General features: G+C 36.2%; 8 protein-coding genes. All 8 read left to right on the forward strand.

Annotated features, from left to right (window positions below; genetic code table 11):
- Window positions 1–23 precede the first annotated feature (23 nt).
- The 8 genes from topA (at window position 24) to BW932_RS05870 (ending at window position 13,074) form a co-directional block, all read left to right on the forward strand.
- The gene (gene topA, locus BW932_RS05835; RefSeq protein WP_076386343.1) at window positions 24–2,582 is read left to right on the forward strand and encodes a type I DNA topoisomerase; all 2,559 of its coding nucleotides are present in this window, start codon (window positions 24–26) and stop codon (window positions 2,580–2,582) included.
- Window positions 2,583–3,026: 444 nt separating this feature from the next.
- A complete protein-coding gene (locus tag BW932_RS05840) occupies window positions 3,027–6,143 on the forward strand; it encodes a T9SS type A sorting domain-containing protein (RefSeq protein WP_084566454.1) in 3,117 nt (1,038 codons plus the stop codon).
- A 100-nt stretch (window positions 6,144–6,243) separates the two neighbouring features.
- On the forward strand, window positions 6,244–7,320 hold the full coding sequence (locus BW932_RS05845; RefSeq protein ID WP_076386347.1) for an arginase family protein: 1,077 nt from the start codon (window positions 6,244–6,246) through the stop codon (window positions 7,318–7,320).
- 61 nt (window positions 7,321–7,381) lie between these two features.
- Window positions 7,382–8,914 carry a hypothetical protein gene (locus BW932_RS05850; RefSeq protein WP_076386349.1) on the forward strand — a complete coding sequence of 511 codons (1,533 nt, stop codon included), beginning with the start codon at window positions 7,382–7,384 and terminating at the stop codon, window positions 8,912–8,914.
- A gap of 10 nt (window positions 8,915–8,924) precedes the next feature.
- Window positions 8,925–9,914: a glycosyltransferase family 2 protein gene (locus BW932_RS05855; protein WP_076386351.1), complete on the forward strand. Its 990-nt coding sequence runs from the start codon at window positions 8,925–8,927 to the stop codon at window positions 9,912–9,914.
- A 15-nt stretch (window positions 9,915–9,929) separates the two neighbouring features.
- A complete protein-coding gene (locus BW932_RS05860) occupies window positions 9,930–11,060 on the forward strand; it encodes an EpsG family protein (RefSeq protein ID WP_076386353.1) in 1,131 nt (376 codons plus the stop codon).
- 6 nt (window positions 11,061–11,066) lie between these two features.
- A complete protein-coding gene (locus BW932_RS05865; RefSeq protein WP_076386355.1) occupies window positions 11,067–12,185 on the forward strand; it encodes a glycosyltransferase family 4 protein in 1,119 nt (372 codons plus the stop codon).
- A 37-nt stretch (window positions 12,186–12,222) separates the two neighbouring features.
- On the forward strand, window positions 12,223–13,074 hold the full coding sequence (locus tag BW932_RS05870; protein WP_143745510.1) for a polysaccharide biosynthesis/export family protein: 852 nt from the start codon (window positions 12,223–12,225) through the stop codon (window positions 13,072–13,074).
- Window position 13,075: the final 1 nt, after the last annotated feature.

The following is a 13,075-nucleotide window of genomic DNA, read 5'->3' on the forward strand; positions in this document are numbered from 1 at the left end:
CTACTTTTGCAAAAATTTCGAGGATGTCAAAAAATTTAGTGATCGTAGAATCACCGGCAAAAGCCAAAACGATTCAAAAATATTTGGGGAAAGATTTCGAAGTGAAATCGAGCTTCGGACATATTCGCGATTTACCCAAAAAAGGAATGGGAATCGACCTTCAATCCTTCACTCCCGATTATGAAGTTTCTGCAGATAAAAAGAAACTCGTAACCGAATTGAAAGCAGCAGTAAAAAAAGCAGAAATGATTTGGCTTGCTTCCGATGAGGACCGTGAAGGGGAAGCTATTGCATGGCATTTGTCGCAAGAGCTTAAACTCAATGACGATAATACCAAACGGATCGTTTTTCATGAAATTACGAAGAATGCTATTTTAAAAGCGATAGAAAATCCCAGAAAAATTGATCAAAATCTTGTAGATGCGCAACAAGCGCGAAGAATTCTCGATAGAATTGTAGGTTTTGAAATGTCGCCTGTTCTTTGGAAAAAGGTGAAAACTGGTCTTTCTGCGGGAAGAGTACAATCTGTTGCAGTTCGCTTGGTAGTCGAGAGAGAACTAGAAATTCGAGGTTTTCAATCGAAATCTTCTTACAAAGTCGAAGGCATATTCTTAAACAATACCGGTCAGGAAATTTCTGCAAAACTCAAAAAAGATTTTGTGAAAGAAACGGAAGCTGAAGCGTTTTTGGAACTTTCTAAAGATACAGAATTTAAAGTGCTGAATGTTGAAACAAAACCGGGTTCTCGTTCTGCTTCTGCACCTTTTACCACTTCAACTTTGCAGCAAGAAGCGAGTAATCGTCTTGGTTACGGAGTGACTGGAACGATGAGAGTTGCGCAAAGACTTTATGAAGAAGGATTTATTACTTACATGAGAACAGACTCTGTAAACCTTTCGCAAGAAGCCATTAATGGCGCAAAAGCTCAGATTATATCAGAATTTGGAGAAAATTATTCTAATCCAAGAAATTATACCACGAAATCTGCTTCAGCACAAGAAGCGCACGAGGCGATTCGGCCAACCGATTTTTCTGTCAAAAGTATTGGTGATGCGCAGTTGAATAAATTGTACCAACTCATTTATAAAAGAACTTTAGCTTCTCAAATGACGAATGCTAAAATTGAAAAAACGGTTATTGAAATAGGAAATAATAAGCTTTCACACCATTTTGAAGCCCAAGGAGAAGTGATCGTTTTTGATGGTTTTTTAAAGGTGTATGGAATTGTAAAAGCAGAAGATGATGATGAAGAAAACAACGAAAAATTATTGCCGAAAGTTTCTGTTGGTGAAGCTTTAGATTATAAAAAAATAGAAGCCACACAAAAATTCACACGTCCTTCCGCTCGATACACCGAAGCTGGTTTGGTAAAGAAATTAGAAGAACTTGGTATCGGAAGACCATCTACTTATGCACCGACGATTCAAACGATTCAGAATCGCGAGTATGTGGATAAAAAAGAAATTATTCCGCAGGAAAGAGAGATCATGAAGATGACCTTGGGAAAAACGGGATTGAAAAAAGAACTGTTGACCGAGAAGTTTGGTGGCGATAAAAATAAATTTGTTCCTACCGATATCGGCGAAGTGGTGAATGATTTCTTAACGCAAAATTTTGCAGAAATTCTTGATTATGGGTTTACTGCAAAAGTAGAAGCAGATTTCGACAACATTGCAAATGGTGGCGAAAAATGGAAAGAAGTTTTAGAGGGTTTTTACAAAGATTTTCACCCGAAAATTACAGATGTTGAAGAAAATGCTGATCGCGCAAATGGAGAAAGAATTCTAGGGGTAGATCCTAAAAGCGGTAAGAATGTTTTGGTAAGGATCGGAAGGTTTGGACCGATGGTTCAGATTGGAGAGCAGGATGATGAAGACAAACCCATCTTCGCCAGTTTGATGGCGAGTCAAAATATTGCAACCATTACTTTAGAAGAGGCTTTAGAGTTGTTTAAAATACCTTTTGATTTAAAAGAATTTGAAGGACAAACAGTTACGATCGGAGTGGGGAGATTTGGACCTTACGTGAAATGGGGTGAAGCGTTCATCAGTATTCCAAGAGGAGAAGATCCACTTTCTATCACCCAGGAAAGAGCCGAAGAAATCATCATGGAAAAGAAAGTTGCCGATGCGCCGATTGCGACTTTCAAAGGAGAACCGGTAACCAAAGGAACGGGGAGATTTGGTCCTTTTATCAAGTATCAATCGATCTTCATTAATGTACCAAAACGGTATGATTTTGATAATCTTTCGCAAAGTGACATCAATGAATTGATTGAAGCGAAGTTAGAAAAAGAAGCCAACCGATATATCCAACATTGGGAGACAGAGAAAGTTTCTATTGAAAATGCGAGATGGGGACCAATTGTTAAACATGGTAAAAATATTTTTAAAATCCCAAAAAATTCAAAAGATGAAAAATATACACCAGAAGAACTTGGTGATGTTTCGTTGGAGGAGGTGAAAAAATGGATTACTGCTCAGGATAAAAATGCCTTTAAGGAAAAACCTAAAAAAGCACCTGCAAAGAAAACAGTGGCTAAAAAAGCACCAGTAAAAAAAGCAGTTGCCAAAAAGAAATAGAATACCGAATTCCAATTATAAATTAGAATCTTCAGATGCTTTGTCATTTGAAGATTTTTTTTTTCATCGAGATCTCGAATCTGCTTTTTTTTTGAATTTAAAACTGAACTTTTTGGAACAATTCTATAGAAAATAAGTCCATTTAGCTGTACAATAATTAAACAGCTGGGTTTTAATTTTTAGTTTTAAAGGTTTTTTTATAATAGCAATTCGGATACAAAGTCCTATTGATTAAAGTTTGGCGTTCTGCATAACAAAAATAGAAGCGAGAATTAAATTTAAACAGAATTATTTTAAAAGAATTGTTTGGTAATGCAAAATATATTTTTACATTTGACCCAACACAATAGAAAAAAAACAAACACAAAACACACTTGATTTAAGGAAAAGGAAGCACACAAAAGATGTTAAAAAAAATATAATATTAATTTATAATTTTTTTTAATGATGATTAAGTATCAACTGTTAGTTTTATGTTTTTTTGCTAATTTTTATTTCGCTCAAGCTCCCATTGGAGCCAAAGCCCCGAACAGCTATATCTACGATATCGGGCTTGCCAATTCTCAAAATTATGGTGGGATCAAAATTCCCGTAAAAAAAGCCTACGAAATGTGGTCCAAATACGAGTATTTGAAATCGAATGGTGTTTCCACACCAATTCCTGCAGGAGTGCAATCTGCATCAATTTACTGGGAAGATGTTCCAGGACTGGTTCAAAATGTACAAATTGAAGGTGCAGCAGATCCAAGCAATTCAAAAATTGTAGTGGAAATAAATAAAGGAAGAGGAAAGGGAAATGCTGTCGTGGCCTTCAAAGTAAATGGAACAATATATTGGAGTTGGCATATTTGGGTAACCGATAATCCCGGAAGTGGAGTCTACTACAATTACGGAATGGAAACAGATATTGATCTGAATCCCATAAGCATTCAATACATGGATCGGAATCTGGGTGCTACAAGCAAAAGTTTTCTCGATGATCAATGGCAAAAATCAGGAGGATTAATGTATGAATGGGGAAGGAAAGATCCCTTTCCACCGCTCGTTTACAAAGATTCTAACTTCTACGAAATTACTGGTGAAGTGGGTGTGCTGAAACATAAACAGATTGATCCCGTAAACACGATTCCTGTTCAGGTAAGACCTTTTAATGAAATTGAGAAAAATATTCAATATTCCGTTAAAAATCCTATTACTTACATCGTCAATACCGACGCAGGAGGAAACTGGTTTTCAAGCAGCCGGTACAAAGTAGCCGGAGTAAGTCCGAATTATATCACTTGGGATTTGTGGTCAGATAATGCAAAAGGTGGAAACAGCAATGCCAACAGTTCTAGTACTACTTTGAAAAATGAAAGTCGCTCGTATGAATTGAAATCCGAATTGGATCCTTGTCCGAACGGATGGCGCGTTCCTTCATACAAAGGAAGAGAAACCCAAAATAACAATTTGGCTTTTTTTGGAAAAAACGACTGGAATAATGATGATATTGTGGTGGCGAACAGACAACTTTTTCCAACTTCAGTCAATCCAAGTTTGAATGGTATAAAAGTTTATCCTGGTTTAGGAATGGATTTTACAAGTGCACAAGGTGGCGCAAGAAATTTAGGAATGTTGCCAATATCTGGCGGTTATGTTTACTATCCCAATTCGGCGGCACCTGCAGCTCCAGTGGGAGTAACATTTCAAGATAATGCAGCCAACGGTGGTCTTTGGAGCGCTACTTTCGGTTATGATGGAGCGCGATTGTTCTCGATGATTTCAGATCCTTTGCGCACCAATACAAGTGTGGGACTTCATGCGATTTACAACAATCAAACCAATCCGACAAGATCTGGAAATGCGGTAAAGTGTATGAGAGATCCGAATCTATTAAAAATAGGAAATTTTGCAACCGAGTATTTTAATAGTGTGAAAGAAAATTATGTTGATGGTTTAGAAAATCCCAATTCTTATATTGTCGTAAACCAAGAACATTTGTATATTCCTGTAAATAAAGCATTTTCGGTTTATAACCAGTTGCTTTCAGATCAGGGTATGCTTCCATATGATGATTTAATGGTAAAACTTTTATGGAGTACAAATCCAAAATTAATTACTTCAATTACATTTAATGCAGATCCGACCGATCCTAGATCGTCTATTATCGATGTAGAAATTAATCCTACTCAAAAGGGTAACGCAGTCATTTCACTTCATAATGGGGACCTTTCAGAAAATGCACTTTGGAGTTGGCATATTTGGGCGCCAGAAGAAGATCCCACAATCAATACCGTTACTTATACTACGGAAACACCAATCCCTGTTTCGTATAATTTTATCAATGCATCCAACAGTAAATTGCCCGCGCTGAAAACTGTTTTTATGGATCGTAATTTGGGTGCACGAAGCAGTTCCGTGGAGTCCATTTTTGCAAATGGTCTTCAATATCAATGGGGCAGAAAAGACCCTTTACCCAACTTTATCAATAGAAATTTCAGGTATATTTTCGTCTATAATGGTCAACGAACCAGTTTACGTCAAGGAAAGAAATTTTTACAACCGATCGACAATTTAGAGATCGATATGGAATATTACTCAGATCACTTTACTCAACCCTACGAATTGTATGGTTCGTTGAACGGGGTCGCTCATAAGAAAGTTCAGGAAAATATTATTTATACCATTAACAATCCGCTTAGCTTCGTCTATAAAGATAGTACAGGTGAGTTATATGATGGTGGCAATCATTATGCAAACGATTTAACTAAAATTAATGACTGGGTTTCGGATAATCGGGGAGAAGCTGATGACCGATGGGGACACGCTGACAAAAAATCACCGTATGATCCTTGTCCGGAAGGTTGGAGAGTTCCGGATGTTTCTTTCACGAATCTTTATACCGGATCCAAAGGAAATTCGCCGTGGTACAATGGTTACCAAAATGATGCATATGGTAAAGCGGGCGTTATTCAGGATCAGTGGTACAATGTCGCAAATTTTTACGGTGGAACTGTAGTTACAACCGGCAGCAAAGGCTGGAAATTTGAAAGTACCAACTTTAACATCGGATCTTTTCCACAAGATGGTATTCGAGGAGAATTGGGCGGAAAAAATATTGATGGTACACGTTCCGGCGTTTGGACTGCTTCTTTAGCGGATTTACATACTGGTTTTGCTTTAGCAATGCAATTTCAGGGCAACACCATGCAAACTGGTACAGGAGTTTATCCACAAGCAGCGATGAGTGTGCGTTGTGCAAAAGACGAAAATAGACTGCTTGGAACACCGGTGAGTAAAAATAAACCACCCGTGATAATTCAGTCAATTACAGAAAAATTAGTTACACAATCGGAAAACAATGAATTGAAAATTTATCCGAATCCTTTTAAAGAGGAGTTCTCTATCAGCAATTCTAATGCAATGAGTTATGAAATTTATGACTTAAGTGGAAAATTGGTGCTGAAAGGAAATGTAGAGAACGCAAGAGTCAACGCTTCTCCAATTCAAAAAGGAATTTACTTGTTGAAAATTAATATGAAAGACGGTGCGGCAGTAACCAAAAAATTGATCAAACAATAATTTCCGAGTCGGAATAATGAAAGAGCACAATCGTTTTGATTGTGCTTTTTTTGTTACTTTTGTTAAAAATCGTTTTACGCTAACTGTTCAATAAAAATCAATGAATATCGAAGACATTCTCTTGCCGCCAAAACCACTTAAAACCGAAAAATGGCAACTTGGAACTTTATTATCCAATGAAATCCCAGAAAACGGAATCGTCTTGGTTTTCTGTTCTGATTATCGTGGTTTGAAAAATGGCAGCGCAGAAATCCTTGATTTCAAAAAAGTGCGAAAAGAACTCTATCAGCTTTCAAGGCTCGATTTTGAGATGCCGATCTGTGATTTGGGCGATTTGATTTCGGGCAAATCTCATCAGGATACGCATTATATTTTACAAGAGGTTTTGTCGATGTGTCATTACAAAAACTCGATTTCTGTGATTGTAGGAGGAAGCAACGATTTGGCATTTTCGCTTTTTTCCGCTTTAAATTTTCATCAGAAAAACATTAATTATACTCAGATTTCGAATATTATTTCTTTGTTGAATGATAGCGAAGAAATTACCGAGAAGAATTTCCTTGCCAAAATTTTCAGTTCCAAAGAATTCAGCCTCAAAAACTATCATCATCTTGGTTATCAGAAGCATCTCAATGAAGTTGATTCGGTTAAACTTATGAAAGAAGTCGCTTTCGATGTTATTCGATTAGCAGAAATGATGAATTCCACAGAACGTACCGAACCATTTTTCCGACGGGCTGATTTGGTAACATTAAATTGTGATGCGGTCGAAAGTCGTGGCGATGGTTTCTCTGTAAATCCACAAATCAATGGCTTAAATAACCGGGAAATTTGTGCGTATATGAAAGAAATCGGCTTGAGTGAAAACTTGAAATCTGTTGGGATTTTTAACTTTAATGCAAATTCTGAAGCGCTTTTGAATCATCAACTTTTGGCACAAATCATTTGGCATCTGATCGAAGGCATCAATATTCAAAAATCGCATCCGGTGGAAAGGTTGTACGAAACTTTTTGGGTATTGATCGATGATGATCAGTTTGCTTTCAAACGCGACACTTTCACTGATTTATGGTACTTTGGGGAAGATGAAAAGGTGGCAAACCTTATTCCTTGTTCAAGATTTGAATATGAAGAAGCGATACGCGGTGTTCTAAACCCACGGTTGATAAAAAATTAAAAATTTTCTTCCCATTCTGCCTCTGAATTAAAATACTTATTTTTACGCCATAAACACCTGAATGAAAAGCGTTTTATCTAAAATTTTCAGCAACTTTTTTATTTTAATCATCATTACGGCCATCATCAAGTTGCCGTTATTGTTCACGAAGAATATTCAGGAAGATTCCTTTATTACGTGGCGTGTTGCTAGAAATCTGATCAATTATGGCGTGATCGGTTTCAATGGTGAAGAAAGAATTTCTGCGTCTACCACGCATTTATATGTTCTGATTACGGCGTTTTTTCAACTTGTTTTTGGGGAGTATTTTATTGTGCCACTGCTTGTTTTCAGTGGAATTCTTTTTGCCGTTGGTTCTTTGTGGTTGGCGAAAATTCTTTTTCCAGACGATATTTTAAAACGCGGATTTTTTGTTGTTTTATTAAATATGCTTCCACCAGCACTCACTGCTTCTGCTTTGGGAATGGAATATGGTATTTTGTTTTTCCTCTACAACGCCCTAATTTATTTCGGTGTTTTCAAAGGTAAAAACTGGGCTTACTTGATCTTACCAATTTTACTGCTTTGGACAAGAATTGATACCGTGATTTTCCTCGGAGTCTTTTTTTGGGCTGATTTAATCATCAAAAGGAAAATCAATGCCCTTTTTATTATAGGGGGAATTTTGGGAGTAGTGAGTGTAGTTTCCTTTAATTATTTGTATTTCGGAGAGTTGGTGAATCACACCATTACCGCAAAAAAAATAGCGTATAAAAATTTGATCCAAAATGACAGTCTTGTTCATTCCCTTTACCAATGGGCGTATTACGGTGGTTTGATCAAGAAATATTCAATCTATACCTTTCTCTTGTTTATTGCATTTTTCGGATTTCTGTTGTATTGTATCTTTAGAATTGTAAAAGAGCGATCGCTCCTTTCTTTTAAAACAAAAGTTATTTTGATTGCAGTGGTGTCTTTTGCTTTGTTAAAAATTACGCTTTTTTCTTATTTTAAAGCTTATTTCGATTGGTACTATTGGCTTCCGAGGGTTTTTATGTTTGTGTTGATCTTATATTATGTCCTCCAGTTTTTACCGGTAAAACAAAAAATTTTAATTCCAATTGCATTTTTGGCCACTTTTGGTTTGTACAGTTTTCAGTTTCTTCAATCCTATACCATTGGTTATATGGAAGAGCGTCAAAGAATGCAGATTGCTGCAGATATCAAGAATGACAAGGTGGGAATGAACCAGTCAATTCTCCTGGAACCAGCCGGAATTATTCCGTTTTATACCAATCTTTATACTTATGATGAGGTTGGTTTGGTCGATAAAAGGATTAATGATGAAATGCTAAAAGATGAAAATTTTTGGTGGATCAATTCGGTGAACAGATTTAGACCCAATTATATTTTGACCATCGCGAAAAAACCTGGAGATTCTGGAAGTTTTTATAAAATTAAACCAGAAGATATGGTTACTTTTAATCAACATTACAAACTAGAGAAAACGTATCCTATTTCAAAAATTCACGAGAATGCACCTAAAATTCTGAGATGGATTTACAAAATACGACCGATCGGGAAAGATTATTTTCTTTATAAAATCGTGAAATAAATAATGTTGAATGGATAAAGTTTCGATAATCGTCCCGGTTTATAATGTTGAAAAATACCTGAGAAAATGTTTAGATTCTCTGGTGAATCAAACTTTGCAGGAAATTGAAATTTTGGTGATTGATGATGGTAGTACAGATGGATCGGCTAAAATAATCGAAGAATTTCAGGTGCAATTTCCTTTAAAAATCAAAGCATTTACTAAGGAAAATGGCGGGTTGAGTGATGCGCGGAATTTTGGTTTAGAGCAAGCAAAAGGCGAATTTATTGGGTTTGTTGATAGTGATGACTATGTCACCGAAAATATGTTTGATGAAATGTATCATTTGGCGCAAAAACACGCTGCGGAAATCGTCATCTGCAATTTGCAAAAAGTAGATGAAAACGGAAAGGTTACCCAAAAGCTCACGCAAATTCCGAATATGGCAGAAAAAATGAATTTGGAAGAAAATTTTTCTCTCTTTTCAGACATCAGTTATTTCGCGTGTAACAAAATTTTCAGCAAAAAATTATTTCAGAATAAGCGGTTTAAAAGAGGAGTTCATTTCGAAGATATTCAGCTGATTCCGCAATTGGTTTTAGAGTCTAAGATCATCGCCCAAACTCAAACCTATCATTATCAGTATCTTGAACGCAGCGATTCAATTACAAAAACACATACCGAAAAGGGACTTGATATATTAAAAGCCGTTACCGACGTGGAAGTTGCATTTAGAAATTCGGTGTACTCTCATAAAAATTCGGAGTGGAAGAATTTTCAGATTTTAGAAGGGGTTTATACTTTTCTGGCCTATCTGGCTTTTGTAAAAGACGATGAATTGTACGTAAAAATGTCGGAAGAGTTAAAAAAATTCATTAGTAAAAATGCGATTTCAGTTGTAGAAATCTTCTTTTATCAACGCTTCGGAAAGAATTATCTGTTATCTTTGCCGCTACGAAAAAAAATTTATTATCTACTCTATTTTTGCCGGCAGGAGAAACTGTTGAGAAAATTAGTTTAAAACACAATTTTGCCGATGCCGATTCTGCACCCTATTTTTATTTTGATTTTTCTCTTTCTTGCGGCGGCGAGTTACTGGGAAATTTTCAAATTAGAAAAAAAGCAAAGTGTATTTGTTTGGGTTGCAGCCATTTTGATTGTTGTCGCGGTAGGTTTTCGTGTGAATGTAGGTGCAGATTATCCTGTGTATAAAGCCCTTTTCTCTGGTTTTGCTCTGTATACCACTTACGGTGATGTTTTAGATAAAGCCCTATTCCGGCCGAATACGGAAGAAATCGAATGGATATTTGTCTTGATCAACAAAATTATTTTTGATTTTGGTTTTCCTTTCTATATTGTAACTTTCGTAATGGCTCTTATTACGGTATCTTTAAAATTTACTACGATTTACAAAAATGTTGCCTATCCCTCTTTAGCTCTACTGTTCTACTTTATGCCCATTATGTTTTTTGAAGATTCAGGACAAATGCGGCAAGGTTTGGGAATTGCGGTTTGTGTGGCATCTTTTAAATTTATCAAGGAGCGGAATTTATTCATGTTTCTTTTATGTATGTATATTGCATTGGGTTTTCATAAAACTGCAATCGTATTCTTGCCTGCTTATTGGATTGTAAAAATTCCTCTGAATAGTAATAGAATTTTTTGGATTTTGGTAGGTTCATTACTGGCTTCGCCATTCGAAATCTATCGTTTAGGTGGAAATTTCTTCAGTACCATTTCTCCAGATGATGTTTCTGGAGCTTATACGGGTTATTTAAATGATCGTTATTATGGGAACGAAGTTGCAACAGGGTTAAATGATATTGTGAAATTATTTTTTATTGTAATTTTAATAAAATATGATAAGAAGGGTTGTGACGAGGTTTGGTGGTACGAGTACATGAGGAATCTATCGGTGTTTGGGTTGGCTATATTTTATATTTTCCGGTCGAATGAAATTTTTGCGGTTCGCCTTCCGGGAGCTTATATGTTTTTTGTAACCATGTTCTGCCTTAGCAATCTAGTATATGCGGTACAGGGTAGAGCTCGACAAATTCTCTATCTCGGATTTATGACGTATTTTGTCGCAATGTTTTTTTATTTTGGCAGTGGCAATGGTCACCGTGGCAGTTTTACCTCAGAAAGATATAATAATGCACTATGGTAAAGAAATATGAATGAAATTAAAGAGATTATTACCAACGTAGGAATCCCACAGTTTTATCTGAAATTGGGGCTTGGTATGCTGTGTTCCTTTTTATTGACTTTTTTATCCATCCCAACCATTGCGAAAATCTCGCGGCGGAAAAATTTGATGGATGAACCTGGTTCCCGAAGTTCGCATCTTCGAAAAATTCCCAATTTAGGAGGAATTGCCATTTTCTATTCCTTGTCGGTTTGTGCTTCTATTTTTGCGTTTGAATTGTTTGATCTTTATAAGTTTTTGTTCGCGTCTTTGGTGATTTTGCTTTATATCGGCGTGATGGATGATATTGTGGTCATGCGTGCTTACAAAAAATTATTTGCCCAAATTATTGTTACCTCGTTGATGGTGATCGGCTCCGACGTCCGAATCAGAAGTTTCTTCGGTCTTTTTGGCATCTATGAACTTTCCTATTTTTTTAGTGTGATCATCAGTATATTTACCTTTATTGTCTTGATCAATGCTTTTAATTTAATTGATGGAATAGACGGTTTAGCGGGAGGTTATTCGATTATCTGCAGTGCTTTATTTGGCATCAGTTACTTTCGACTGGGAGCTTACAATTATCCTTTAGTGATCCTTTCTGCAGTAATTATTGGCTCGGTTGTGGGCTTTTTATACTATAATTTATCGAATAAGCGTTCAGCAAAAATATTTATGGGCGATACAGGATCCATGATTCTAGGTTTTCTCTTAGCATTTACTGCGATTTGTTTTATCGATATTTTTATTGATAAAAAACTTCCCAATGTGCCAAGATATTATCTTCAGGCGGCGCCCGCAATTACGATGGCAATTCTTATTCTGCCGATTGTAGATACGTTACATGTATTCATTCTCCGGCTCTCCGCAGGTAAATCTCCTTTTGTCGCTGATAAAAACCATATCCATCATTCTCTTTTAAATTTAGGCTTAACTCACAGGCGATCTACCTTTTATATTATTTTATACTATGTCTTCATTGTTACTGTTGCTTATTACTTTAGGCATCTTAATGTGAATATACTGTTGTTGATCATTATGGTTCTAGGATTCATCGGTGCTTATATACCGCGATTTATTTTGGCAACCAGAAAAACAACTAATTAAATTATTATTATTTTTGTAAAATTACACCCTCTAACTGATGAAAATTAATAAACTTCTCCTTCTTTTTATTTTACCATTTTTGCTTTATTCTTGCATTTCAACCAAAGATGTACGATATATGCAGCCCAATGAAAATCTTGTGATTAATGAAGAGGGCTTGATTCCTTACAATATTCCAACTTACAAGGTAACCAAAAATGATATGTTGAATCTGAATATTGTTACCACTCCCAAAGGTGATGCTGCACAGTTTTATTCCGCACTCAATACTTCTTCCTCCACGAGTGGAGTTTCGGCTATAAGTGCTTCCGCAGGATCTGGGACGGGTTCGCAAAGCGGGAGCTCTAATTTTTATTTCAGTGGACTAAAAGTTGATTCTAAAGGCGACCTCAATATCATGGGAATAGGTTTTGTAAAGGCGGAAGGAAGAACCATTGAAGAGATCACGCAGGAAATTCAAACCCGGGTGAACGAAAATTTTTTGGAAGGAAAATCTGAAGTTCGTCTGAATACCGATGGAATCACCTATTATATTTTAGGCGACGTAGAAACGGTGGAGGTAAGCGGCGAAAAGAAAGCGCATAAAAATACCTTAACTCTTACAGAAGCAATTGCAAGTAACGGCGGATTGAATAGAACAGTAGATCGTACCAATATTGTTATCCACAGAAAATTACCCGAAGGTATAAAAATCGCAAAAATTGATCTAACCCGGGAAGATGTGATGAACTCTCCCTATTATTGGGTTCAAAATGGAGATGAAATTTTTCTGAATACACGATCCAAAAACTTAAATGGATTAGGGAAAGATCCTATTCAGACTCTAACTACCGGAGTTTCGGTCATCACTACCGCAATCTCAATTTACTTAATTTTAACAAGACTCTAAG

It is taken from the genome of Kaistella chaponensis, assembly GCF_900156725.1.
In the GTDB taxonomy this organism is placed as follows: domain Bacteria; phylum Bacteroidota; class Bacteroidia; order Flavobacteriales; family Weeksellaceae; genus Kaistella; species Kaistella chaponensis.

What these genes read in the sequence shown, in the direction of transcription:
- topA (WP_076386343.1), top strand. Translation starts at nt 24, where the DNA reads ATGTCAAAAAATTTAGTGATCGTAGAATCACCGGCAAAAGCCAAAACG.
- BW932_RS05840 (WP_084566454.1), top strand. Translation starts at nt 3,027, where the DNA reads ATGATGATTAAGTATCAACTGTTAGTTTTATGTTTTTTTGCTAATTTT.
- BW932_RS05845 (WP_076386347.1), top strand. Translation starts at nt 6,244, where the DNA reads ATGAATATCGAAGACATTCTCTTGCCGCCAAAACCACTTAAAACCGAA.
- BW932_RS05850 (WP_076386349.1), top strand. Translation starts at nt 7,382, where the DNA reads ATGAAAAGCGTTTTATCTAAAATTTTCAGCAACTTTTTTATTTTAATC.
- BW932_RS05855 (WP_076386351.1), top strand. Translation starts at nt 8,925, where the DNA reads ATGGATAAAGTTTCGATAATCGTCCCGGTTTATAATGTTGAAAAATAC.
- BW932_RS05860 (WP_076386353.1), top strand. Translation starts at nt 9,930, where the DNA reads ATGCCGATTCTGCACCCTATTTTTATTTTGATTTTTCTCTTTCTTGCG.
- BW932_RS05865 (WP_076386355.1), top strand. Translation starts at nt 11,067, where the DNA reads ATGAATGAAATTAAAGAGATTATTACCAACGTAGGAATCCCACAGTTT.
- BW932_RS05870 (WP_143745510.1), top strand. Translation starts at nt 12,223, where the DNA reads ATGAAAATTAATAAACTTCTCCTTCTTTTTATTTTACCATTTTTGCTT.